Below are 23,363 nucleotides of genomic sequence, written 5' to 3' on the forward strand. Positions count from 1 at the left end.
CGGGCGGAACCTTTTTTTCGACGGGACGTTTCCGCACCGGAACGAAATACCAAATGAAATATGACTGGATCGAGGGAGTCCTGCATGACACTGTCCACCCGCATCGCTCCGTTTCTCCCCTATCTACGCCGCTATTCCCGCGCACTCACCGGATCTCAGACTTCAGGCGACGCCTATGTCGCAGCCGTTCTCGAGGCCCTGATTGCCGACCCGGCGATTTTCCCAAACTCGAGCAATGACAAGGTTGCGCTGTTCCGTCTCTTCACGTCGCTGTTCGGTTCGTCCTCCATGCTGGTTCCGGAACCGGCATCACCCTTCGCCTGGGAACAGCAGGCATCGGTCAATCTCGCCGCCGTCACCCCGCTTGCACGCCAGGCCTTCCTGCTTGTCTCGGTCGAAGGCTTCAGCTCGCGCGAGGCCGCGGAGGTGCTCGACATCGGTACCGAAAAGCTCGCTTCTCTCCTCGAACGCGCCTCCAAGGAAATCTCCCGCCAGGTCGCGACGGATATCATGATCATTGAGGACGAGCCTCTGATCGCGATCGATATCGAGCAGATGGTGGAGAGCCTGGGTCACCGCGTCACCGGCATCGCAAGAACCAGGGACGAGGCCGTCACCCTCTTCAACTCGACGAAACCGAACATGGTGCTCGCCGATATCCAACTCGCCGACGGCAGCTCGGGCGTCGATGCCGTCAACGAGATCCTGAAGACGAACGCAGTTCCGGTGATCTTCATCACCGCTTTCCCGGAACGGCTGCTGACCGGTGAAAGGCCGGAGCCGACCTTCCTGGTGACCAAGCCCTTCAACCCGGAAATGGTAAAGGCGCTCATCAGCCAGGCGCTGTTCTTCAACGAGTCGACACGGGCTGCCGCCTGATCCGCACCTTAGCGCCTCATTCCCTTGCTCGTCACGGGAATGAGGCTTGCTGCCTGTCTGCTTCAATCGTCACGATCCAAGGACAAGACAATCCAGCGACGGCTGCAGAGAACGTCATTCCTCCACACGCAAAACAGCCAGTGCCGAGGGAAGGCACTGGCTGAGCTAATGCAACTCACTGAGGGGGATTGTGAGTTGGCGACCGGCGGTATGCCTCCGACGTCACATTGGGGGCGATGTGCGTCACCGCTCGGCTATGCGTCAAAACGCGCAAACGAAAAAAAGGTTCCGCGGGTGCAAAAAATCTTTGACTCGGGGTTTCGGCAGTGACTACAGCGCCCGTCATTTCAGACGCACACTCTTTGAAGCCGTGCATCGAACTTTCCGAAAATCGGTTCCGGCTTTCGGGCGATGCGCCCAGCGCTAGCGCATCGCCTCCAGTTCGGCGCGATGTCGCTGGAGGGCAAGAAAGCGCCGATAGTCCCGGTCGTAGAAGCTGCGTAGCGTGGGATCCGGAAACCGTTCCTTCCCCGTCGAGGCCATTGCGCCACCCGCGGCAGCCATGTCCGGATAGAGCTCGCCCGCAACCGCCGCCGCCATCGCCGTGCCGAGCAGGACGGCGTCAGGCGTTTGCGGCGCCACGACCCGGCAACCGCTGACGTCGCAATAGAGCTCCATCAGCAGAGGGTTGCGCACATGGCCGCCGGTGACGTGCAGCGTGTCGAGATCGTAACCCGCCTCTTTCATCATTTCGAGAATGTGGCGAACTCCGAGCGCGATTGCGACGCAGGTTCGCCAATAGAGGCGGCACAACGCATCGAAGGACGAATCGAGCGCCAGCCCACTGATGACGCCGAGCGCGTGCGGATCGGCCAGCGGCGATCGGTTGCCGTGAAAATCCGGCAGCACGTGGAGACGGTCTGCAAAGTCGGAGCCGTGCAGCGCGCGCAATTGCTGCACGCGCTCGATGATGCTCTTGTGCGTGTCAGCCGAAGGCTGGCGCCCGCCGCCATGCAGGCGAACGATGTGGTCCAGCAGCGCTCCCGTCGCCGATTGCCCGCCTTCGATCAGCCATAAGCCTGGCAGTACCGCCTCGAAATAGGGTCCCCACATGCCGAAGCCGGGCTTCATCTCCTTCGAGAAGGCAACGATGCAGCTTGACGTGCCGGCGATCAGCGCCAGTTGCCGTTCGAGCTTTGCCGGATCGCCGGCAAAGGCTCCGAGTACGCCGAGGGCGCCGGCATAGGCATCGATCAGCCCCGGCGCTACGCGGCATTCGGTGCCGAGTCCAAGCGCCGCCGCCGCACTTGTCGTCAGCTTTCCGACGGCACCCTCCACCGGCAAAGTCTCCTCCGGCAGACCGCCGCGCTCGATCAGGTCGGCTAGACCGATCCGCTCGAGATAGTCTTGCTGCCAGCCGCGGTCCTGGTGCGCGAGATAGTTCCATTTCGCCGTAAGCGTGCAGCGCGAGCGGGCAATGCTTCCGGTCGCCCGCCAGGACATGTAGTCGGCAAGATCGAAGAAGTAGCCCGCCTTCTCCCATTGCTGCGGCAGGTTCCGCTTCAGCCACATCAGCTTCGGCATTTCCATCTCCGGCGACAGCACGCCGCCCGAATGGTCGAGCACCGGATGCCTGGTGGCCGTGCAGAGATCGGCCTCGTCCAGGGCCCTGTGGTCCAGCCAGACGATCGTGTCCCAGCGCGCCTCCCCGGCGCGATTGACCGACAGCGGCGCGCCTTGGCGATCGCGCACGACCAGCGAACAGGTCGCATCGAAACCGATCGCCGCGACGCTTTCGGCGTCGATCCCCGCTTCCTCACGGGCCGAGCGCACCGCCGCGCAGGCGGCGGCCCAGATGTCTTCGGAATCATGCTCGGCGTGGTTCTCCGCCGGCTGGTTCATGGCGATTGGCCGGTCGGCGCGCGCCAGAAGGTTTCCCTTCCGGTCGAACAAGCCGGCACGGGCGCTGCCGGTTCCGATATCGACCGCAACGACATATTCCCGCATCGATGGATGTCCCCGTCCCGAAAATAGCAAGGTGCCGCCGGCCTCTACGGCGCCGCGCGTCTTGTCAGAGACGCGAAGGTCGCTGTAGCACTTTGAATTGCTGCATGTCTTCGTCCTCAAATCGAGGACGATACAAGGACAAAGACATGCAGTGGCGCTGGGCGTTCAATCCATTTCGATCATTGTCGGACAAACTGTATCAATTCGTCCATGTCGTCAAACAACACATCGGGATCGAGACTGGCGAGCGCTTGCCGGTGTCGCTCGTTGCGCGCGTGGCTGGCGCCCGCAAATGCGAAGACGCGCATGCCCGCGGCCTTCGCCGCTTCAATTCCGGCCGGGCTGTCCTCGATGACGATGCAATCGGCCGGCCTGTAACCCATCTCGGCGCTTGCATGCAGGAAGAGGTCGGGAGCCGGCTTGCCATGTGCCACCATGCTCGCGCTGAAAATATGCGGCTCGAATAAATCGATGAGCCCGGTCACCGTCAGTGAAAGGCGGATGCGCTCCGGCTGGCTCGACGAGGCGACGCAGCAAGCGCCGTCGAGCTGCGAAGCGGCCTCGCGGACGCCGCGGACCGGTTTCAATTCCTGACGAAAGCGAGCGTAAAGCCGCATCCGCATTCCTTCGAGGAAGGCATCGTCGGTCGCAAGCCCATACTCCTCGTGCAGGATGGCCGACATGCTCTTGAGGCTGCGTCCGAGGAAGCGTTCGCCCGCCTCTGAGGTCGTCATGAAAACCCCCGCGGCTTCGAGCGACTCCACCAGAACGGCGAGCGAGATCGGCTCGCTGTCCACAAGCACGCCGTCACAGTCGAAAATGACCAGTCCGGACGCGTGCACCGCCATTGCCTATTCCCCAAGTTCGCCATCCAGATAGAACTGGAGTGTGGCGCGCGTACCCTTTTCCGAGAGGGTTTTCAAGGCATGAGCAAAACGGCGGCGGAAGAGATCGGATTGCGCGACATCGCCGAAAATGTCGGAAAGCGCGAGAAAAGCCGCCGGCTCGTCCTTTGCCGCGAGCGCTGCGGCATGCAAACGGTCGGCGTTTGCGTCGTTGAAGACTATGTCCTTGCCGCTGTCGGATTTACCGACGAAATAGCGGCACCAGAGCGCTGAGACCAGAGACAGTCCGACCACGTCCTCGCCGCGGCCCAGCCGGTCGGCTGTCGAGGGCAGGATGAATTTCGGCTGCCGGTTTGAGCCGTCCTGAGCCAGCCGGGCAATCGTATCGCCGATCTTCGGGTTGGAGAAACGCTTCTCGATAAGGCTGTAGTAGTCCTTCAGGTCCGTATCGGGAACCGGGGGGATCACCGGAATGATCTCCTCATGCTCGAGCTTTGCCAGGAAGGCGCGGATCAGCGGCTCCTCCATGGCCTCGTGAACGAAATGAATGTCGAGCAATGCCGCCGGATAGGCGATCGCCGCATGGCCGCCATTGAGGATGCGGATCTTCATATGCTCATAGGGCGCCACGTCGGAAACGAATTGCACACCGACCTCTTCCAGCGCCGGGCGACCCTGCGGAAAGTCGTCTTCGAGCACCCATTGTTTGAACTCCTCGCAGAAGACCGGCCAAGCATCGTCGATACCGTAATCGGATGCGACGATGCCGATCTCGCGGGCGCCGGTCGCCGGTGTAATGCGGTCTACCATGCCGTTCGGAAAGGCGACGTTGGCGTCGATCCAGTCCGCGAAGACCGGATCGGAGAGACGCGCGAGACCGGAAATGGCTGCATGCGTCACCTCGCCATTGCCCGGAATATTGTCGCAGGACATGACGGTGAAGGGCGGAATGCCCTTTGCCCGCCGCCCGGCAAGGCCCGCGAGAATGAGGCCGAAGACGGTCTTCGGTGATGATGGGTTGCCTGCATCCTCGACGATTGCCGGATGCTCCGGATTGAAGGCCCCGGAGGCCGGGTCGATGAAATAGCCGCCCTCCGTGATCGTCAGCGACACGATACGGATGAAGGGGCTTGCAAGTTGGGCGACGATGGCCGGCGTGTCGCCGGGCTTCAGATACGCGATCATCGCGCCGGTCACACGAGCCGCCGTGCGGTTGTTGTCCTGCTCAACCACGGTCGTCAGGAAATCCTGCGCTTCGAGCTTGGCGCGTATGACCTCGTCCGAGGGCAGGATGCCCGCCCCGATGATCGCCCAATCGCGATCGCGCCCCAGGTTGAAGAGATCGTCGAGATAGACGGCCTGATGGGCGCGATGGAAATTGCCGACGCCGAAATGCACGATCCCGGCTTTGAGATCATGCCGATCATACCCGGGCACGCCGGCCTTGGCCTCAATCGCATCAAGCGTGGCGAGCGAGAGTTTGGTCGTCATCCTGTTGTTCCTTTCGAGAACACGGCCTCAGCTCATCCAGTTGCCGCCGTCGACGTTATAGGTTTGGGCCACGACATAGTCGCTTTCCGCTGAGGCGAGGAAGATCGCCATGCCGGTCAAGTCGTCGGCCGTGCCCATGCGGCCGTAAGGTACGGCCTCGCCGACGAGCCGTTTCTTCTCCCCGAGAGGGCGGTTCTCATATTTTGCGAACAGCGCGTCGACCCCGTCCCAGTGCTCGCCCTCGACGACGCCGGGGGCGATCGCGTTCACGTTGATCCGGTGCTTGATGAGGTCGAGGCCTGCAGACTGGGTGAGGCTGATGACGGCCGCCTTGGTGGCGCAATAGACGGCGACCAGAGCTTCGCCGCGCCGGCCCGCCTGACTTGCCATGTTGATGATCTTGCCGCCCCGCCCCTGCGCGATCATCTGTCTCGCCGCCGCCTGCAGCGTGAAGAGCGTGCCAGCGACGTTGATCGAGAACAGTCTCTCATAGCCTTCGCGGGTGATCTCGACGATCGGCGCGAGATCGAAGAGAGCGGCATTGTTGACGAGGATGTCGAGCCCGCCTGCCTGCTGGACGGTCGCGGCGATGGCCGCATCGATCGAGTCCTGTCGGGTGACGTCCATCTCGACCGCGTAAGCCGCCGGCCCGATTTCCGCGGCCGCCTCCCTCGCACGCTCCATATTGATGTCGGCGATCGCGACGGTCGCGCCCTCGCGTATATAGGCTTCAGCGAACGCCCGGCCGATTCCCCGCGCCGAGCCGGTGATCAGCGCATTCTTGCCGTCGAGACGTTTCATCGGATTGCCATTCCTTTCTCGTCGAACCTGTGCACGCGCTGGGCGTCCGGCGTCAGGAACACCTGATCGCCATGAGTGACGGGGAAGTCGCCGCTGACGCGCGCCGTCATCGTGCCGATGCCCTCGGCACTTACATGCAGGAAAGTGTCGGAGCCGAGATGTTCGGCGACGCCAACGGTGCCGCGCCATGTCCCGTGGTCCTTCGACAGCACGAGATGTTCCGGACGGATGCCGATCGTGTGGGCCTGGTAGGCCGCGGCTGGCGCTCCGGAGACGAGGTTCATCTTCGGCGAGCCGATAAAGCCCGCGACAAAGAGATTGTCCGGCCGGTGATAGAGCTCCAGCGGCGAGCCCACCTGCTCGATACGGCCGCGATTGAGCACGACGATCTTGTCGGCCATCGTCATCGCTTCGACCTGGTCATGGGTGACATAGATCATCGTCGTCTTCAGTTGCTGGTGAAGCTGACTGATCTCAAGCCGCATATTGACGCGCAGTGCCGCGTCGAGGTTCGACAGCGGTTCGTCGAAGAGGAATGCCTCCGGCTGGCGGACGATGGCCCGCCCGATCGCCACGCGCTGACGCTGACCGCCGGAAAGCTGGCGGGGCTTGCGCTCGAGATAGTCGGTCAGGTTCAGGACGCGCGCCGCATCCTGGACCTTCTTGTCGATCACCGCCTTGTCTTCGCCCGCCATCTTCAGCGGGAATGCGATATTTCCGCGCACGCTCATATGCGGGTAGAGCGCATAGGACTGGAACACCATCGACAGCCCGCGCTTGGCCGGTGGCAGCTCGGTCGCGTTCTTGCCATCGATGACGACTTCGCCGCCGCTGACATCTTCCAGCCCGGCAATCAGCCTCAGGAGCGTGGACTTGCCGCAACCGGAGGGGCCGACGAAGACGACGAACTCGCCGTCATTGATGTCGAGATCGATCGACGGGATCACGGCGTGGGCGCCGAAGACCTTCGATACGTTCTTCAGTGTAATGCTTCCCATAGTCGTTTCCTTATTTGACCGCGCCGAAGGTGAGGCCGCGCACCAGCTGCTTCTGCGAGAACCAGCCGAGAATGAGGATGGGGGCGATCGCCATCGTCGAGGCCGCCGAAAGCTTCGCGTAGAAGAGGCCCTCGGGGCTCGAATAGGAGGCGATGAAGGCGGTCAGTGGGGCAGCCCGTGCCGCGCTGAGATTGAGCGTCCAGAACGCCTCGTTCCAGGCGAGAATGATGTTCAGCAGGAACGTCGAGGCGATGCCGGGGATCGCCATCGGCGTCAGTACATAGATGATCTCCTTGGCGAGCGATGCGCCGTCCATGCGCGCCGCCTCAAGGATCTCGCCGGGGATTTCCTTGAAGTAGGTGTAGAGCATCCAGATGATGATCGGCAGGTTGATGAGCATGAGCACCAGGACCAGGCCGATGCGGGTGTCGAGCAGCCCCGTATTGCGGAAGATAAGATAGAGCGGCACCAGCACCCCGACCGGCGGCATCATCTTGGTGGAGAGCATCCACATCAGCACATCTTTGGTGCGTTTCGTCGGCGCAAATGCCATCGCCCAGGCGGACGGAATGGCGATCAGCAGGCCAAGCAGCGTCGAGCCGAAGGAGATGGCGACCGAATTCATGAAGTGCTTGAAGTAGTCAGACCGGCTCTGCACCTCGAAGTAGTTCTCCACCGTCCAGTCGAAGAACAGGAAGGCGGGCGGCGAGGCGATCGCCTGGGCCTCCGTCTTGAAGCTGGTGAGGACCGTCCAGAGGATCGGAAAGAAGATGAGGATGCCGATGGTCCAGGCCGCGGCCGTGGTCAGCAGCTTGCGCCGGGTCGAAACATTTCGTGCCATGTGATCAAGCCTCCAGCGTCTTGCCGATCATGCGCATCAGGAAGATTGCGACGATATTCGCGAGGATGACGGCGATGATGCCGCCGGCGGACGCGCCACCGACATCGAACTGCAGCAGCGCCTGCGCGTAGACCAGGAAGGTAAGGTTCGTGCTCTGCGTACCGGGGCCGCCATTGGTGGTGACGAGGATCTCGGCAAAGACGGACAAGAGGAAGATCGTCTGGATCAGGATCACCACGGTGATCGCGCGCGAAAGGTGCGGCAGTACGAGATAGATGAAGCGGCTCCAGGCGCCGGCACCGTCCATCTGCGCCGCCTCCTTCTGCTCCTCATCTAGCGACTGCAGCGCCGTCAGGAGAATGAGCGTCGCAAAAGGCAGCCATTGCCAGGCGACGATGAGGATGATTGAGAAAAGCGGCGCATTGGCGAGAAAATCGAAGGGCTGCAGGCCGACGAGCTTGGCGAGCCAGGCAAAAAGCCCGTTCACCGGATTCATGAACATGTTCTTCCAGACGAGCGCCGCAACGGTCGGCATGATCAGGAAGGGCGCGATTACGAGGATGCGCACGATCCCCTGCCCGAACATCGGCTGGTCGAGCAAAAGCGCGAGCGCGATGCCTCCGGCAACGGTGATGAGCAACACGCCGAGCACGATGGCGAGCGTGTTGAAGATCGCCTGGAAAAAGGCGGGATCCGTGAGGAAGTAGGTATAGTTGGAAAGGCCCGCAAACTCTTCCATTCCCGGCATCAGCAGATTGTAGCGGAGCAGCGAGAAATAGATCGTCATCGACAGCGGAACGATCATCCAGGCCAGAAGCAGGAGCACCGAAGGTGCGATCATCAGCCGCGCGGCAGAGCGGGTGTGCAAGGTCGCCATCGCATTCCCCATGAGTGTCGGCACTGTTGCTGAGCATGCGCGTCGCATGCGGAACACGCCTATCGCCGATTTGAAAAGGCGGAGCGGACGCGGCCGGGAGTGTTCGCCTTCCTCGTCCTGCTCCGGAGTTTGCCGGGGCGCCAGCCGTTTCCAGCCAGCACCCCGACCCTTGGGAGCTTTACTTAATGTAGCCGGCCCGGGTCATTTCGCGCGTCGTCAGCTGCTGCGCATTGGCAAGCGCCTGATCGACGCTGACCTGACCGGCAAGCGCTGCCGAGAACTGCTGGCCGACAGCCGTACCGAGACCCTGGAACTCCGGGATCGCAACGAATTGTACGCCGACATAGGGCACGGGCTTGACGGCGGGGTTCTTCGGGTCCGCCGAGTTGATGGACTCCAGCGTCATCTCCGCGAATGGTGCGGCCTTCTGATATTCCGGGTTCTCATAAAGAGACTTGCGGGTTCCTGGAGGAACATTGGCCCAGCCCTCCTTCTCCGCGACCAGCTTCAGATAGTCCTTGCCGGTCGCCCAGGCGATGAACTTCTGGGCCGCGTCCGCCTTCTGCGAACCCGCCGGAATGGCGAGGCTCCAGGCCCAAAGCCAGTTGCCGCGCTTACCGAGTCCTGTGTCAGGGGCCAGTGCAAAGCCGACCTTGTCGGCAACCGTCGACTCGTCCGGGTTGGTAACGAAGGATGCGGCCACGGTCGCGTCGATCCACATGCCGCACTTGCCGGTCTGGAAGAGGGACAGGTTCTCGTTGAAGCCGTTCGACGAGGCACCGGGCGGGCCGGCATCGTTCATCAGCTTGACATAGAAATCGAGCGTATTCTTCCACTCCGGCTGGTCGAACTGCGGTTCCCAGTTCTCGTCGAACCAGCGCGCCCCGAAGGAATTCGCGGTCGCCGTCAGGAAGGCCATGTTCTCGCCCCAGCCAGCCTTACCGCGCAAGCAGATGCCGTAGATCTCGTTCTCCTTGTCGGTGATCTTGTGGGCCGCATCCGCGATGAACTCCCAGGTCGGCGACTCAGGCATGGTAAGCCCGGCCTTCTCGAACAGATCCTTGCGATACATGACCATGGAGCTCTCGCCATAGAACGGCGCTGCGTAGAGTTTGCCGTCTACGGTCAGGCCGCTGCGGATCGCCGGCAAGAGATCGTCGACGTCATAATCGGCGCCGAGATTGTCGAGCGGCAGAAGCCAATCCTGCTTGGCCCAGATCGGCACTTCATAGGTGCCGATCGTCATGACGTCGTACTGGCCGCCTTTCGTCGCGATGTCCGTGGTCACGCGCTGGCGCAGCACGTTTTCCTCGAGCGTCACCCACTCGAGATCGATACCCGGATTTTTCGACGTGAAATCGTCCGCCAGCTTCTGCATGCGGATCATGTCGCCGTTGTTCACTGTCGCGATGGTCAGGGTCTCTGCCTGCGCCAAGCCCGCCACAACGACTGCCGAGCACGTGCCCAGCAGAAATGTTCTCAAATTCATCGATATTCCCTCCCGGAAGAAATGAGCATTTGCTTTGCTCGTGGGCAATTACTCACTTTTTGGCAAAAAATGTCAATGCGCATTCGATGCTGCAATGCAGCACGACGCACTAAATCGCTGTTTTATCTGTGATTTCTTCCGGCGTTTTCCGGTTTGAAGCAGTGAATCCGCAACCGCGGCGGCTGGGCGAAATTTCCGTTTCCGCCCGACTTCAGGCCTTGAGCAGATATTCGGCCGTGGATTCGTCGGTAATGAGGCCATTGATGATCCCGCCCCTCAGGGCAGCCCGCAACGCCTCGTATTTGCGTCTTCCCTTGGCGATACCGATCACCGAGGCGCGGTCGCGCGGCGGCAGCGGAATCGAGGCGACGCGCTCATTGATGCTGCCCGTGAGCAAGGAACCGTCATGGTCGAACATCCAGCCGCAAATCTCGCCGGCCGCCCCCGCCGCCATCAATCCCGCCATTTCCTCTCGGGCCAGGAAGCCGTCCTCGCAGAGCGGCGCCTCGGCGCCGAGTTCGCCGACGCCGACGAAAACGGCATCGGCCCGGGCGCCGAGTTCCAGCGCTATCTTCACCAGGCTTTGCTTGTGCAGCACTTCGCGCTCTTCCGGCGACGAGACGAGAACCGGCAGCGGCATGGGGAAATGGCGCGCGTTTACCACGTCCGCCATGCTGAAGATGACGTTGTAATAGGCGGCCGAACCGTCAAGCCGGATATTGCCCGTGAGCGAGACGATGCGGTGCTGTGGGCAGTCCATCGGCGATAACTGGTCGATGGTCGCCTTCAGCGTCCTGCCCGTGCCGATCGCAAGTACGACAGGATCGGCGGACTTCAGCCAGCGCTCGATTTCCGCCGCCCCGGCTTCGGCAATGCCGACCGTCGTCGACGCCGAGCCCGGATCGCTCGGCACCACGTCCGCATATTTCAGCTCGTATCTGTCCTTGAGCCGGGCGGCCGCTTCCAGGCAGGCGGCGATCGGATGGTCGAGGCGCACCTTGATGAGCCGCTCGGCCATGGCAAGCGATACGAGGCGCTGGGCCGACTGCCGCGAAATGCCCATGATCGCCGCGATCTCGTCTTGCGTGCGGCCGGCGACATAGTAGAGCCAGCCAGCACGGGCAGCATCGTCCAGCCTGTTGTTGTTCTCCGGCTTGCGCGCCATGGATCGCCTCCTTCCCCTTGATTTGCTGCCATTATTTGCCATGCCCTGTCAAACCAAGGCGTAAATCGACCCGCACTTCGAGGAAAAAAGAGCGCAACCCTCCGGATTCGCGGAAAGCGCGGCCAAAATTTTACCGTTTGATAAAAAAATAAAGCGTGATACCGTTTCCTATCCTGAGAAAACATTGGGAGCCAAAAATGGGAACGACGCAATCTGGGATTCTCGCCGGGCGCCTGCCGCTCGCGGAGTACGAGGAGAACTTCTCCGACCTTCATCCGCCACTCGACAAACACGAAGCGCTCGTTGCCGCGGACCGCTGTTACTTCTGTCATGACGCGCCCTGCATGACGGCCTGTCCCACCTCCATCGATATTCCGTTGTTCATCCGGCAGATCGCGACGGGCAACCCGATCGGTTCCGCCAAGACCATCTTCGACCAGAACATCCTGGGCGGGATGTGCGCCCGCGTCTGTCCCACCGAAACGCTCTGCGAGCAGGCCTGCGTGCGCAACACCGCCGAGGAGCGGCCGGTCGAGATCGGGCGCTTGCAGCGCTATGCGACCGACATCGCGATGAGGGAGGACAAGCAGTACTATACGCGGCCCGCGCCCTCGGGCCGCAGGGTTGCTGTCGTCGGCGCCGGGCCCGCCGGCCTTGCCTGCGCCCATCGCCTCGCCATCAAGGGACACGACGTGGTGATCTATGACGCCCGTGAAAAATCCGGCGGCCTCAACGAATATGGCATTGCCGCCTACAAGTCGGTCGACGACTTCGCCCAGAAGGAGGTCGACTATGTGCTGTCCGTCGGTGGCATCGAGATACGCCATGGCCAGGCGCTTGGCCGCGACTTCTCGCTCGCCGACCTGGCCGAGCAGCATGACGCCGTCTTCCTCGGCCTCGGCCTGGCCGGCGTCAACGCGCTCAGGATGGAAGGCGAGAATGCCGCTGGCGTCGAGGACGCCGTGGATTTCATCGCCGCGCTGCGCCAATCGAAGACCAGGGCCGACATTCCCGTCGGTCGACGGGTCGTCGTCCTCGGCGGCGGCATGACCGCGATCGACGCGGCCGTACAGGCAAAACTGCTCGGCGCCGAAGAAGTGACGATCTGCTACCGCCGCGGCAAGGAGCACATGAACGCCTCGGAATTCGAGCAGGATCTGGCCACTTCCAAGGGCGTCACCATTCGCCACTGGCTGCAGCCGAAGCGCATAGCCGTGAAGGACGGCAAGGTTGCCGGCATCGAGCTCGAATACACCACCCTTGTAGAGGGCAAGCTGATGCCGACCGGGGAGACCGGTATCATTGCCGCCGACCAGATCTTCAAGGCGATCGGCCAGACATTCGAGGCCTCGGGCCTCGGCGCGCTTCAGATGGAGGGCGGGCGCATCACCGTCGATCAGGACGGCCGCACCTCGCTGGCAAAGGTATGGGCGGGCGGCGACTGCGTGCGTGGCGGCGAAGACCTGACCGTCTCGGCCGTCGCCATGGGACGCGACGCCGCCGAATCGATCAACCAAGCCCTCGCCGCGGAAGCGCCGCTGGCGAGCGCCGTTGCTTGAAAAGCGGAACTGGATCGAGAGGACGAGAACAATGGCTGATCTTCGCAACAATTTTGTCGGCATCAAATCCCCGAACCCGTTCTGGCTCGCCTCGGCACCGCCGACGGACAAGGCCTACAATGTCGAGCGCGCCTTCAAGGCGGGCTGGGGCGGCGTCGTCTGGAAGACCCTCGGCGAGGAAGGGCCGCCGGTCGTCAACGTCAACGGCCCGCGCTACGGCGCGATCTGGGGCGCTGACCGGCGGCTGTTGGGCTTGAACAACATCGAGCTCATTACAGACCGCGACCTTTACGTGAACCTGCGCGAGATGAAGCAGGTGAAGATGAACTGGCCGGACCGAGCGCTCATCGCCTCGATCATGGTGCCCTGTGACGAGGACGCCTGGAAGGCCATCCTGCCGCTCGTCGAAGAAACAGGCGCCGACGGCATCGAGCTCAACTTCGGCTGTCCGCACGGCATGTCCGAGCGCGGCATGGGTTCCGCGGTCGGGCAGGTACCGGAATATATCGAGATGGTCGTTCGGTGGTGCAAGCAATATACGCGTATGCCGGTGATCACCAAGCTGACGCCGAACATCACCGACATCCGCAAGCCGGCCCGCGCCGCCAAGGCCGGCGGCACCGATGCGGTGTCTCTGATCAACACCATCAACTCGATCACCTCGGTCAATCTCGACACCTTCTCGCCGGAACCGTCGATCGACGGCCGCGGCAGCCATGGCGGCTATTGCGGGCCGGCGGTCAAGCCGATCGCCCTCAACATGGTTGCCGAGATAGCCCGTGATCCGGAGACCTATGGCCTGCCGATCTCCGGCATCGGCGGCATCACCACCTGGCGGGATGCCGCGGAATTCATCGCACTCGGGGCCGGCAACGTCCAGGTCTGCACGGCCGCGATGACCTACGGCTTCAAGATCGTCCAGGAAATGATCACGGGCCTTTCCGACTGGATGGACGCCAAGGGTCACCGGACGCTCGACGACATCCGCGGCCGCGCCGCCCCGAATGTCACCGACTGGCAGTATCTCAACCTCAACTACGTCACCAAGGCAAAGATCGACCAGGACGCCTGCATCAAATGCGGCCGCTGTCACATCGCCTGCGAGGACACCTCGCACCAGGCGATCACGCAGTTCGTCAATGGCGTGCGCCGCTTCGAAGTGATCGAGGAGGAATGCGTCGGCTGCAATCTCTGCGTCAACGTCTGTCCGGTCGAGAACTGCATCACCATGGAGCCGCTTGCCGCTGGCACGCTCGACCGGCGGACCGGCAAGCCGGTCGATCCGGACTACGCGAACTGGACCACGCATCCGAACAACCCGATGGCCCGTGAGGCCGCGGAGTAGGCGAGTCCATTGAACAGATCACGAGGCCGCCGGATCGGCGGCCTCCGTCGCCTGCCTGTGGCCAGGTACTCGTGCGGTAGGTCGCCGATCACAAAAACGAAACAGTTTGTGTAGGAAACGTAAGTTGTCGGGGACGGCGATCTGGTGAATAAGAAGCGGCATCAGACGCCACCACAGGGTTGCAATCCGGGCAGACTGCTTGACGATCCTTTCCGCCGACATCCGCAAGAAAGCGCACCTGGTCTCTGGCGCCGTGCTCGGCTCCTTTGTCCTGTGCCATCTCATCAACCATTCGCTCGGTCTCATTTCCGTCGGCGCGATGGAAGCAGGGCGGCGCACGCTCGGCCTGCTTTGGCAGAGCACGCCCGGAACCGTCCTCCTCTATAGTGCCCTTCTCCTGCACTTCCTGATGGCGCTCGACAGCCTCTATCGTCGCCAAACCCTGCGAATGCCCGTCGGCGAGGCTTTGAAGATCGTCTTCGGCCTGAGCCTGCCCTTTCTGCTCATACCCCATGTCGTCGCGGCCCGCGTGGAACCGATCCTGACCGGGATCAACGCCGACTATCCGATGATCCTGCGCGGGCTCTGGTCGCATGCCTCAAACGCCTCGCGGCAGAGCGTCGCGCTGCTCCTGGTGTGGGGCCATGCCTGCCTCGGGGCGTGGTTCTGGATGCGAGGCCGAAGCTGGTTTGCACGCTACGAGATTCTGCTCTACACGATTGCTATTCTCGTCCCGATCTTCGCACTCTTCGGCTTCGTCAGCGGCGCCCGCTCGCTTCCGCCCGTCTATGCGGAACATGGCGCCTATGGCGACAGGGCCAGCATCAGCCGGTCGCAGAACAGCCCGACTGCTGAAGATATCCGTCTGGCCCTCTATGCCGGCTTCACCGGCCTTATCGGCGGAGCGCTGGCCCTGCGCGCGCTGCCATCGCGCGGCCGCATCCGCGTGCGTTACCCCGATGGGCGGGTCGCGGCGGTCAGCCTCGGCTTCAGCGTGCTCGAGGCAAGCCGCGCCGCCGGAATTCCCCACGTTTCCGTCTGCGGCGGCCGCGGCCGCTGTTCGACCTGCCGGATACGTATCATCGAGGGCCTCGAAGGCCAGCCGGAACCGGACGCGGCGGAGCTTGCGACACTAACCCGCATCGGCGCTCCCAACAATGTTCGCCTCGCTTGCCAGTTCCGCCCCGTGCACAATGTCACGGTCGTGCCGGTCCTCGACAATGACAGTCTCGGCACCAAGACGCAGCTTGCGCGCCACAATGGCGGCGGGCGCGAGCGGCAGGTCGCCGTGCTCTTCTGCGACCTGCGCGATTTCACCCGCATTGCCGAGCACCGGCTGCCCTACGACACGGTCTTCCTGCTCAATCGCTATTTCCAGATGGTCGGCGAGGCGGTCGAGGGCTCGGGCGGCGTCATCGACAAATTCATCGGTGACGGCGCGCTGGCGATTTTCGGTCTGAAGGGCTCTTACAAGGACGCTTGCCTGCAATCGCTCACCGCCGCCATGCGGCTGTCGGAGGGCGTTCGGGCGCTCAATCAGACATTCGAGGCCGAACTTCGGCACCCGCTGCGGCTCGCAATCGGCCTGCATGCCGGGCCCGCGATCATCGGCGAGATGGGCTACGGCCGGGCGACGTCGCTGACTGCCGTCGGCGACACGATCAACATCGCAAGCCGGCTGGAAGGCCTGGCAAAGGAACACGACTGCGAGCTTGCCGTCTCCGTCGAACTCGCCGGTCGAGCGGGGATCGGCCTCGATGGCAATCGCAGGCTCGACATCAGCCTACGCGGCCGTCAGGCGAGGCTCGAAACCTGGATCGTCGAGAACGCCGCGGAGATTTCGAAGGCTCTGCCGGCAGAGGATTGAAAGACCGCCGCTTGCCCCTCACCCTAGCCCTCTCCCCGCAAGCGGGGAGAGGGGACTGGGAGTATGCCGCGAGTCCCTTCTCCCCGTCAAAACGGGGAGAAGGCCCCGGCAGCGGAATGAGGGGCCCGGCAGAGACTCCGTCGTACCTACTCCCGCACCTGCAGCCCATCCACGAACAGCCGCTCGAGGAACCGCGCCGCATCCTCGAAGCGCCCATCGCCCGCGTGTCCCTGGCCGAGGACGGCGCGCACCTGCACGTCGAAGTCGGCGTAATGCTGGGTCGTCGACCAGATTGCGAAGATCAGGTGATAGGGATCACACTTGGCGATCTTGCCGGCCTTCGCCCAGGCGCGGATGACCTCGGCCTTCTCGTCGACCAGTTGTTTCAACGGACCCTTCAGTTCGTCCTCGATGTGCGGCGCCCCCTGCAGGACCTCGTTGGCGAAGAGGCGGCTTTCGCGCGGGAAATCCCGCGCCAATTCGAGCTTGCGCCGGATATAGCTACGAATCTCGGCGACCGGGTTGCCCTCGGCATCGAGTTCGCGCAACGGATCGAGCCAGGTGTCGAGCACGCGGTCGATCAGCGCGCGGTGCATGGCCTCTTTCGTGCGGAAATAATAGAGCAGGTTCGGCTTCGACATGCCCGCCACTTCCGCAATCTGGTCTATCGTCGAACCGCGAAAACCATGGGCCGAGAAGACCTCGAGCGCCGCTTCCAGGATGCGCTCCTCCTTTTCCTCTTGGATGCGTGTGCGCCTCTGGGTCTTGGCCGCTCTTGGAAGTACCATCTCTCCCCCTGTTGATGACCGCATCCGATTGGAACGGAATAGAACTGTCGGAATTTCGGCAGCGCCATTTAATTGCGCAGCGCCTTTGATTTTTTCTTTTTCCCGCTTGAGTGCGGCTGCGGAAGCTGTAATGTTTACCAACCGGTCAAATTATCAGCCAGATCGCCGCTAAAGGCAACGGCTGTTCGAAGGGCATAAAACAAAGCTCCGAATTGGCCAACGGGAACATGAGGGCTATCCCCGGGGAGGGCCCAGCCGAAAAAAGAGGAGAACGCCATGGCAGCACCTGGCGAGAATAGGCGCGTCAATGCCGACCGCCTGTGGGACTCGTTGATGGAAATGGCGAAGATCGGGCCCGGCGTTGCCGGCGGCAACAATCGCCAGACCTTGACGGATGCGGACGGCGAGGGTCGCCGCCTTTTCCAGTCCTGGTGCGAGAAGGCGGGGCTCGCCATGGGCGTCGACAAGATGGGCACCATGTTCATGACCCGCCCCGGCACGGATCCAGATGCCCTGCCCGTCCATATAGGCTCCCATCTCGACACGCAGCCGACCGGCGGCAAGTTCGACGGCGTGCTCGGTGTCTTGAGCGGCCTTGAGGTCGTGCGCACGATGAACGACCTCGGCATCAGGACGAAGCATCCGATCGTCGTCACCAACTGGACCAATGAGGAAGGCGCTCGTTTCGCCCCCGCCATGCTCGCTTCCGGCGTCTTCGCGGGCGTCCACACGCTCGACTATGCCTATGCCCGCAAGGATCCGGAGGGAAAGAGCTTCGGCGAGGAACTGAAACGCATCGGCTGGGTCGGCGACGAGGAAGTCGGCGCGCGCAAGATGCACGCCTATTTCGAATACCATATCGAGCAGGGCCCGATCCTCGAGGCCGAAGACAAACAGATCGGCGTCGTCACCCACTGTCAGGGACTGTGGTGGCTCGAATTCACGCTGACCGGTCGGGAGGCCCATACCGGCTCCACGCCGATGAATCTGCGCGTCAATGCCGGGCTCGCCATGGCGCGCATCCTGGAAATGGTGCAGAAAGTCGCCATGGAAAACCAACCCGGCGCCGTCGGCGGTGTCGGCCAGATGTTCTTTTCGCCGAACTCCCGAAACGTGCTGCCGGGCAAGGTCGTCTTCACCGTCGACATCCGCTCGCCGGACCAGGCCAAGCTCGACGGCATGCGCGCACGCATCGAGGCCGAGGCGCCGAAGATTTGCGAGCCGCTGGGCGTTGGCTGTTCGATCGAGGCGGTCGGTCATTTCGACCCCGTAACCTTCGATCCCAAGCTGGTCACGACCGTCCGCAGCGCCGCCGAGAAGCTTGGCTACAGCCACATGGATCTTATCTCGGGCGCCGGGCACGATGCTTGCTGGGCGGCGAAGGTAGCCCCGACCACGATGATCATGTGCCCCTGTGTCGGTGGGTTGAGCCACAACGAGGCGGAGGACATTTCCAAGGAATGGGCCACGGCCGGAGCCGACGTCCTCTTCCATGCAGTCCTCGAAACGGCAGAAGTGGTCGAATGAGATTGCGGGCGGGACGACAGTTCCGCCATTTTTCTACAGCGCCGCGCGTCTTATCAGACGCGCAGTCGCTGTAGGACTTTGAATTTTCTGCATGTTTTTATCCTCAAATCGGCTAGGATTTGCGGAAACATGCAGGAGGCGGTTATCCGCCGCCGAATGCACTATCGCGAGGGAAGAACAATGAGCACCGTCATCAAGGGTGGAACCATCGTCACCGCCGACCTGAGCTATAAGGCCGATATCAAGGTGGAAGGTGGCAAGATTGTCGAGATCGGCCCCGCTCTCTCCGGCACCGAAACGCTGGACGCGACCGGCTGCTACGTGATGCCGGGCGGCATCGATCCGCACACCCATCTCGAAATGCCCTTCATGGGCACCTATTCCTCCGACGATTTCGAGAGCGGCACGCGCGCGGCGCTAGCCGGCGGCACGACCATGGTCGTCGATTTCGCCCTCCCCTCGCCCGGCCAGTCGCTGCTCGAAGCCCTCACCATGTGGGACAACAAGTCGACCCGCGCCAATTGCGACTATTCCTTCCACATGGCGATCACCTGGTGGGGCGAGCAGGTCTTCAATGAGATGGAGACCATCGTCAAGGATAAGGGCATCAACACCTTCAAGCACTTCATGGCCTATAAGGGCGCGCTGATGGTGGACGACGACGAGATGTTCTCCTCGTTCCAGCGCTGCGCCGGTCTCGGCGCCCTGCCGCTCGTCCACGCCGAAAACGGCGACGTGGTGGCACAACTCCAGGCGAAGCTGCTCGCCGAAGGCAATAACGGCCCCGAGGCGCATGCCTATTCACGGCCGGCCGAGGTCGAGGGCGAGGCCACGAACCGCGCAATCATGATCGCCGATATGGCCGGCTGTCCCGTCTATATCGTCCACACCTCCTGCGAGCAGGCACACGAGGCGATCCGCCGCGCCCGGGCCAAGGGCATGCGCGTCTTCGGCGAACCCTTGATCCAGCACCTGACGCTCGACGAGACCGAATACCTCAACAAGGACTGGGACCACGCCGCCCGCCGGGTGATGTCACCGCCCTTCCGCAACAAGGCGCACCAGGACAGTCTCTGGGCGGGGCTTGCCTCCGGCTCGCTGCAGGTGGTCGCGACCGACCATTGCGCCTTCACGACCGCCCAGAAGCGCTTCGGCATCGGCGACTTCACCCAGATCCCGAACGGCACCGGCGGGTTGGAAGACCGCATGCCGATGCTATGGACCTACGGCGTCGCGCCCGGCCGGATCACCATGAACGAATTCGTCGCGGTCACCTCCACCAACATCGCCAAGATCCTCAACATCTATCCGAAGAAGGGCGCGATCCTCGTCGGTGCCGATGCCGACCTCGTCGTCTGGGATCCGAAGCGCTCAAAGACAATCTCGGCGGACACCCAGCAATCGGCGATCGATTACAATGTTTTCGAGGGCAAGACGGTCACCGGCCTGCCGCGCTTCACGTTAACGCGCGGCGCCGTCGCCATCGAGGAGGGCACGGTGAAAACGGAGGAAGGCCATGGCGAATTCGTCCGCCGCGATCCTTTCCCGGCCGTCAGCACGGCGCTCACCACCTGGAAGGAAGTGACGGCACCGCGCGCCGTGCAGCGAACCGGCATCCCGGCAAGCGGTGTCTGACGCGATGCCGCATCCGTCATCGGTCAGTTGCGAAAGGTTCGGCCGGCACCAGCCCGTCCAGTTCCGGCAGGAGAACGACGCTCTCCTGCTCCTTCGGATCTGTCCGGGCGATCACCGCCGTGCACGGGCTGTCGGAAAGGTTCGCCGGCAGATGCGGGACGCCGGCGGGGATGTAAAACATCTCGCCGGCCCTGACGATCACATGCTCCTCGAGCCTGTCGCCGAACCAGGTATGCGCCTCGCCGGAAAGCACGTAGATCGCCGTCTCGTGGCTCTCATGGAGATGCGCCTTGGCGCGACCGCCGGGCGGCACGGTCAGGAGATGCATGCAGATGCCGGTGGAGCCGACGGTCTCGGCGGCGATGCCTTCAAAGTAGCTGAGCCCCTGTTTGCCGGCATAGCTACTGCCCGGGCGCACCACGCGACAGCCAGAATTGGATGATCGAGACATGAACCTTCTCCAGAATTCGCTGAAAAAATCGCCTCATGGGCCAGCTGCAGCGAATCCGCGATTGCATGTTGCGGGCCCAGATAGCAGTCTGGCACAGCCAAATGAGAATGAGAATCCACCCATGACATCCAATCCCGCCTCCGTCGTCTCGGCCCGAAACCTTGGGCTGACGTTTGAGACGAGCGACGGGCCGGTCAACGCCCTTACCGGCGTGAACCTCGACGTCGTCAAGGGCGACTTCGTTTCCTTCATCGGTCCCTCCGGCTGCGGCAAGACGACCTTCCTGCGCGTCATCGCCGACCTTGAGAAGCCGACCACCGGCTCGATCACTGTCAACGGCATGACGCCGGAGGAAGCCCGCCGCCATCGCGCCTATGGCTACGTCTTCCAGGCGGCCGCGCTCTATCCCTGGCGAACGATCGAGAAGAACATCGCACTGCCGCTCGAAATCATGGGCTACTCCCGGCAAGAGCAGAAGGCGCGGATCGAACGGACTTTGGAACTCGTCAACCTCGCGGGTTTCGGCAAGAAATACCCCTGGCAGCTCTCCGGCGGCATGCAGCAGCGCGCTTCGATCGCCCGGGCGCTCGCCTTCGACGCCGATCTTCTCCTGATGGACGAGCCCTTCGGCGCGCTCGACGAGATCGTCCGCGATCACTTGAACGAGCAGTTGCTCAAACTCTGGGAGCGTACCGACAAGACGATCTGTTTCGTGACGCATTCGATCCCCGAGGCCGTCTATCTCTCGACGAAGATCGTCGTCATGAGCCCCCGTCCCGGCCGCGTCACCGACGTTATCGAGTCGACCCTGCCGAAGGAACGGCCGCTTGGCATCCGCGAAACGCCGGAATTCCTGGAGATCGCCCATCGCGTTCGCGAGGGCCTGAGGGCGGGGCACAGCTATGAGGAATAGCTGTCCAGGAGTTTTGACTCCTCCCCATCCCCTCCCCACAAGGCAGAGGGGCTTCGTCGCGTATGCCGCTCGCTCAAACTCCAGTCTACGCGAACACGTCGCCCGCTTCATCAAAGAGGAGCAGGCCTGAGATGCGCCAAGAAAACCTCTTCCGCGACAAACTCCTCCCCATCTCCACCGTCGTCCTGTTTTTGATCGCCGTCTGGTATGTCGCCGTCGTCTTCCTCAACGCGCCCTTCGAGCGCGACACGGCAGCGCGAGCCGGAACGGAAATCGCCCTGTCCGATCTCGTCCACAACACCATGGAACAGGAGCGCCCGGTTCTGCCGGCGCCGCACCAGGTGATCGCCGAGATCTGGGACACAACCGTCAACAAGGCGATCACGTCGAAACGCAGCCTCGTATATCACGCCTGGATCACGCTCTCGGCGACCCTTCTCGGCTTCGGGATCGGCGCGGCACTCGGCATTCTTCTCGCAGTCGGCATCGTCCATAACCGGGCAATGGATCGCTCGCTGATGCCCTGGGTGATCGCCAGCCAGACGATCCCGATCCTGGCGATCGCGCCGATGATCATCGTCGTCCTCAATGCGATCGGCATTGCCGGCTTACTGCCGAAGGCGCTGATTTCCACCTATCTCTCGTTCTTCCCGGTAGTCGTCGGCATGGTCAAGGGGTTACGCAGCCCGGAAACGATCCAGCTCGACCTGATGCATACCTATAATGCATCGCCGGCCCAGACCTTCTGGAAGCTACGCTGGCCCTCCTCGATGCCCTTCCTCTTCACCTCGCTCAAGGTCGCGGTCGCCATCTCCCTCGTCGGGGCCATCGTCGGCGAGCTGCCGACGGGAGCAGTGGCCGGACTGGGCGCCCGCCTGCTCGCCGGCTCCTATTATGGCCAGACGGTGCAGATCTGGGCGGCCCTGTTCATGGCGGCAGCGCTTGCCGCCGTCCTCGTCATGATCGTCGGCTTGGCGCACACGGCCGTGCTGAAACGCATGGGAGCCAAGCCATGAATGTGACCGCTCTCGCCGGCGCGATTGCCTTCTGGCTCATCGCCTGGGCAATAAACGAATGGCTGGTCCGCCAGCATTTCGAGAACCGCACGGTCAGCAACCTTGCGCGCTTTGCGGTGCCGTTGCTATTCGGCATCGCCATTCTCGTCCTCTGGGAGGGCATTGTCCGTGGCTTCGGCATCCCGTCGGTACTGCTGCCGGCCCCGTCGATGATCTGGCAAAGGCTGGTGAATTCCGTTCCCACGCTCGCGGCCGATTTCCGGCAGACCTTCCTGAAGTCCGTGCTGACTGGTTATGCGCTCGGCTGCGGCCTCGGCTTTCTGGTAGCAATCCTGATCGACCGCTCGCCCTTCCTGCAGAAGGGCCTGCTGCCGCTCGGCAATTTCGTTTCCGCCCTCCCCGTCATCGGCGTCGCACCGATCATGGTGATGTGGTTCGGCTTCGACTGGCAGTCGAAGGTCGCGGTCGTCGTGATCATGACCTTCTTCCCGATGCTCGTGAACACCGTCTCGGGACTTGCCGCCGCCAGCCATATGGAACGCGACCTGATGCGCACCTACGCGGCCAGCTGGTGGCAGACGCTGGTCAAATTGCGGCTGCCGGCCGCCTGGCCCTTCATCTTCAACGCGCTCAAGATCAACTCCACGCTGGCGCTGATCGGCGCCATCGTGGCCGAGTTCTTCGGGACGCCCATTGTCGGCATGGGCTTCCGGATCTCCACGGAAGTGGGCCGCATGAACGTCGACATGGTTTGGGCCGAAATCGCCGTCGCGGCGGTGGCTGGCTCCGCCTTTTACGGGACGGTTGCGCTGGTCGAGCGGGCCGTCACGTTCTGGCATCCGTCCATCCGCAGTGGCCGGGGCTAGATC

General features: G+C 62.7%; 20 protein-coding genes. 9 read left to right on the forward strand and 11 right to left on the reverse strand.

Features of this window, described 5'->3' with window-relative positions; all coding sequences use genetic code 11:
• Positions 1 to 84 precede the first annotated feature (84 nt).
• The gene (locus SJ05684_RS12120; RefSeq protein ID WP_034856553.1) at positions 85 to 879 is read left to right on the forward strand and encodes a response regulator; all 795 of its coding nucleotides are present in this window, start codon (positions 85 to 87) and stop codon (positions 877 to 879) included.
• A gap of 423 nt (positions 880 to 1,302) precedes the next feature.
• Here the strand turns inward: SJ05684_RS12120 and SJ05684_RS12130 are convergent, their stop codons facing one another.
• The 9 genes from SJ05684_RS12130 to SJ05684_RS12170 all read right to left on the reverse strand — a co-directional run bounded on the left by SJ05684_RS12130 (position 1,303) and on the right by SJ05684_RS12170 (position 11,393).
• Positions 1,303 to 2,886, reverse strand: a complete 1,584-nt coding sequence (locus SJ05684_RS12130) for an FGGY-family carbohydrate kinase (protein WP_034856551.1) — start codon at positions 2,884 to 2,886, stop codon at positions 1,303 to 1,305.
• Positions 2,887 to 3,065: 179 nt separating this feature from the next.
• Positions 3,066 to 3,734, reverse strand: coding sequence for an HAD family hydrolase (locus tag SJ05684_RS12135; protein WP_034856544.1), 669 nt, complete (start codon positions 3,732 to 3,734; stop codon positions 3,066 to 3,068).
• Positions 3,735 to 3,737: 3 nt separating this feature from the next.
• A complete protein-coding gene (locus tag SJ05684_RS12140; protein WP_034856536.1) occupies positions 3,738 to 5,222 on the reverse strand; it encodes a mannitol dehydrogenase family protein in 1,485 nt (494 codons plus the stop codon).
• Positions 5,223 to 5,249: 27 nt separating this feature from the next.
• On the reverse strand, positions 5,250 to 6,023 hold the full coding sequence (locus SJ05684_RS12145) for an L-iditol 2-dehydrogenase (RefSeq protein WP_034856534.1): 774 nt from the start codon (positions 6,021 to 6,023) through the stop codon (positions 5,250 to 5,252).
• Positions 6,020 to 7,021: an ABC transporter ATP-binding protein gene (locus tag SJ05684_RS12150; RefSeq protein WP_034856532.1), complete on the reverse strand. Its 1,002-nt coding sequence runs from the start codon at positions 7,019 to 7,021 to the stop codon at positions 6,020 to 6,022. The genes SJ05684_RS12145 and SJ05684_RS12150 overlap by 4 nt, the downstream gene beginning before the upstream one ends.
• Positions 7,022 to 7,031: 10 nt before the next feature.
• On the reverse strand, positions 7,032 to 7,862 hold the full coding sequence (locus SJ05684_RS12155) for a carbohydrate ABC transporter permease (protein WP_034856530.1): 831 nt from the start codon (positions 7,860 to 7,862) through the stop codon (positions 7,032 to 7,034).
• 4 nt (positions 7,863 to 7,866) lie between these two features.
• Entirely contained in the window at positions 7,867 to 8,739 is an 873-nt protein-coding gene (locus SJ05684_RS12160) for a carbohydrate ABC transporter permease (protein WP_034856586.1), read from the reverse strand.
• 178 nt (positions 8,740 to 8,917) lie between these two features.
• Positions 8,918 to 10,228: an ABC transporter substrate-binding protein gene (locus tag SJ05684_RS12165; protein ID WP_034856528.1), complete on the reverse strand. Its 1,311-nt coding sequence runs from the start codon at positions 10,226 to 10,228 to the stop codon at positions 8,918 to 8,920.
• A 211-nt stretch (positions 10,229 to 10,439) separates the two neighbouring features.
• Positions 10,440 to 11,393, reverse strand: a complete 954-nt coding sequence (locus SJ05684_RS12170) for a sugar-binding transcriptional regulator (protein ID WP_034856526.1) — start codon at positions 11,391 to 11,393, stop codon at positions 10,440 to 10,442.
• Positions 11,394 to 11,590: 197 nt separating this feature from the next.
• On the opposite strand from SJ05684_RS12170, the gene SJ05684_RS12175 reads away from it, so the two are divergent.
• From SJ05684_RS12175 to SJ05684_RS12185, 3 genes are all read left to right on the forward strand, one after another.
• Positions 11,591 to 12,952, forward strand: coding sequence for an NAD(P)-dependent oxidoreductase (locus SJ05684_RS12175; RefSeq protein WP_034856524.1), 1,362 nt, complete (start codon positions 11,591 to 11,593; stop codon positions 12,950 to 12,952).
• A 31-nt stretch (positions 12,953 to 12,983) separates the two neighbouring features.
• Positions 12,984 to 14,297 carry an NAD-dependent dihydropyrimidine dehydrogenase subunit PreA gene (gene preA, locus SJ05684_RS12180; protein WP_034856523.1) on the forward strand — a complete coding sequence of 438 codons (1,314 nt, stop codon included), beginning with the start codon at positions 12,984 to 12,986 and terminating at the stop codon, positions 14,295 to 14,297.
• A gap of 199 nt (positions 14,298 to 14,496) precedes the next feature.
• Positions 14,497 to 16,164 carry an adenylate/guanylate cyclase domain-containing protein gene (locus SJ05684_RS12185; protein WP_034856521.1) on the forward strand — a complete coding sequence of 556 codons (1,668 nt, stop codon included), beginning with the start codon at positions 14,497 to 14,499 and terminating at the stop codon, positions 16,162 to 16,164.
• 146 nt (positions 16,165 to 16,310) lie between these two features.
• Here the strand turns inward: SJ05684_RS12185 and SJ05684_RS12190 are convergent, their stop codons facing one another.
• Positions 16,311 to 16,952, reverse strand: coding sequence for a TetR family transcriptional regulator C-terminal domain-containing protein (locus SJ05684_RS12190; protein ID WP_034856519.1), 642 nt, complete (start codon positions 16,950 to 16,952; stop codon positions 16,311 to 16,313).
• Between the two features lie 276 nt (positions 16,953 to 17,228).
• Here SJ05684_RS12190 and SJ05684_RS12195 point away from each other — a divergent pair, with 276 nt between their 5' ends.
• Together SJ05684_RS12195 and hydA are read left to right on the forward strand one after the other, a co-directional pair.
• Positions 17,229 to 18,479 carry a Zn-dependent hydrolase gene (locus SJ05684_RS12195; protein ID WP_034856518.1) on the forward strand — a complete coding sequence of 417 codons (1,251 nt, stop codon included), beginning with the start codon at positions 17,229 to 17,231 and terminating at the stop codon, positions 18,477 to 18,479.
• 180 nt (positions 18,480 to 18,659) lie between these two features.
• Entirely contained in the window at positions 18,660 to 20,114 is a 1,455-nt protein-coding gene (hydA, locus tag SJ05684_RS12200) for a dihydropyrimidinase (RefSeq protein ID WP_034856516.1), read from the forward strand.
• A gap of 16 nt (positions 20,115 to 20,130) precedes the next feature.
• On the opposite strand, the gene SJ05684_RS12205 is transcribed toward hydA, so the two are convergent.
• Positions 20,131 to 20,565 (reverse strand): cupin domain-containing protein, encoded by a 435-nt coding sequence (locus tag SJ05684_RS12205; RefSeq protein ID WP_034856514.1) that lies wholly within the window; start codon positions 20,563 to 20,565, stop codon positions 20,131 to 20,133.
• A 121-nt stretch (positions 20,566 to 20,686) separates the two neighbouring features.
• Here SJ05684_RS12205 and SJ05684_RS12210 point away from each other — a divergent pair, with 121 nt between their 5' ends.
• The 3 genes from SJ05684_RS12210 (at position 20,687) to SJ05684_RS12220 (ending at position 23,360) form a co-directional block, all read left to right on the forward strand.
• The gene (locus tag SJ05684_RS12210) at positions 20,687 to 21,478 is read left to right on the forward strand and encodes an ABC transporter ATP-binding protein (protein ID WP_034856512.1); all 792 of its coding nucleotides are present in this window, start codon (positions 20,687 to 20,689) and stop codon (positions 21,476 to 21,478) included.
• Positions 21,479 to 21,609: 131 nt separating this feature from the next.
• Entirely contained in the window at positions 21,610 to 22,494 is an 885-nt protein-coding gene (locus tag SJ05684_RS12215; RefSeq protein ID WP_034856510.1) for an ABC transporter permease, read from the forward strand.
• Positions 22,491 to 23,360, forward strand: a complete 870-nt coding sequence (locus tag SJ05684_RS12220) for an ABC transporter permease (protein ID WP_034856508.1) — start codon at positions 22,491 to 22,493, stop codon at positions 23,358 to 23,360. Before SJ05684_RS12215 ends, SJ05684_RS12220 begins: the two co-directional genes overlap by 4 nt.
• Positions 23,361 to 23,363 lie beyond the last annotated feature (3 nt).

This window comes from Sinorhizobium sojae CCBAU 05684, assembly GCF_002288525.1.
Classification (GTDB): Bacteria; Pseudomonadota; Alphaproteobacteria; order Rhizobiales; family Rhizobiaceae; genus Sinorhizobium; species Sinorhizobium sojae.

Excerpts from the sequence above, each read along its gene's own strand:
- SJ05684_RS12175 (WP_034856524.1), top strand. The coding sequence starts at position 11,591 with ATGGGAACGACGCAATCTGGGATTCTCGCCGGGCGCCTGCCGCTCGCG.
- preA (WP_034856523.1), top strand. The coding sequence starts at position 12,984 with ATGGCTGATCTTCGCAACAATTTTGTCGGCATCAAATCCCCGAACCCG.
- SJ05684_RS12130 (WP_034856551.1), bottom strand. The coding sequence starts at position 2,886 with ATGCGGGAATATGTCGTTGCGGTCGATATCGGAACCGGCAGCGCCCGT.
- SJ05684_RS12215 (WP_034856510.1), top strand. The coding sequence starts at position 21,610 with ATGCGCCAAGAAAACCTCTTCCGCGACAAACTCCTCCCCATCTCCACC.
- hydA (WP_034856516.1), top strand. The coding sequence starts at position 18,660 with ATGAGCACCGTCATCAAGGGTGGAACCATCGTCACCGCCGACCTGAGC.
- SJ05684_RS12210 (WP_034856512.1), top strand. The coding sequence starts at position 20,687 with ATGACATCCAATCCCGCCTCCGTCGTCTCGGCCCGAAACCTTGGGCTG.
- SJ05684_RS12135 (WP_034856544.1), bottom strand. The coding sequence starts at position 3,734 with ATGGCGGTGCACGCGTCCGGACTGGTCATTTTCGACTGTGACGGCGTG.
- SJ05684_RS12155 (WP_034856530.1), bottom strand. The coding sequence starts at position 7,862 with ATGGCACGAAATGTTTCGACCCGGCGCAAGCTGCTGACCACGGCCGCG.
- SJ05684_RS12145 (WP_034856534.1), bottom strand. The coding sequence starts at position 6,023 with ATGAAACGTCTCGACGGCAAGAATGCGCTGATCACCGGCTCGGCGCGG.
- SJ05684_RS12150 (WP_034856532.1), bottom strand. The coding sequence starts at position 7,021 with ATGGGAAGCATTACACTGAAGAACGTATCGAAGGTCTTCGGCGCCCAC.
- SJ05684_RS12165 (WP_034856528.1), bottom strand. The coding sequence starts at position 10,228 with ATGAATTTGAGAACATTTCTGCTGGGCACGTGCTCGGCAGTCGTTGTG.
- SJ05684_RS12205 (WP_034856514.1), bottom strand. The coding sequence starts at position 20,565 with ATGTCTCGATCATCCAATTCTGGCTGTCGCGTGGTGCGCCCGGGCAGT.
- SJ05684_RS12170 (WP_034856526.1), bottom strand. The coding sequence starts at position 11,393 with ATGGCGCGCAAGCCGGAGAACAACAACAGGCTGGACGATGCTGCCCGT.
- SJ05684_RS12140 (WP_034856536.1), bottom strand. The coding sequence starts at position 5,222 with ATGACGACCAAACTCTCGCTCGCCACGCTTGATGCGATTGAGGCCAAG.
- SJ05684_RS12120 (WP_034856553.1), top strand. The coding sequence starts at position 85 with ATGACACTGTCCACCCGCATCGCTCCGTTTCTCCCCTATCTACGCCGC.
- SJ05684_RS12195 (WP_034856518.1), top strand. The coding sequence starts at position 17,229 with ATGGCAGCACCTGGCGAGAATAGGCGCGTCAATGCCGACCGCCTGTGG.
- SJ05684_RS12220 (WP_034856508.1), top strand. The coding sequence starts at position 22,491 with ATGAATGTGACCGCTCTCGCCGGCGCGATTGCCTTCTGGCTCATCGCC.
- SJ05684_RS12160 (WP_034856586.1), bottom strand. The coding sequence starts at position 8,739 with ATGGCGACCTTGCACACCCGCTCTGCCGCGCGGCTGATGATCGCACCT.
- SJ05684_RS12190 (WP_034856519.1), bottom strand. The coding sequence starts at position 16,952 with ATGGTACTTCCAAGAGCGGCCAAGACCCAGAGGCGCACACGCATCCAA.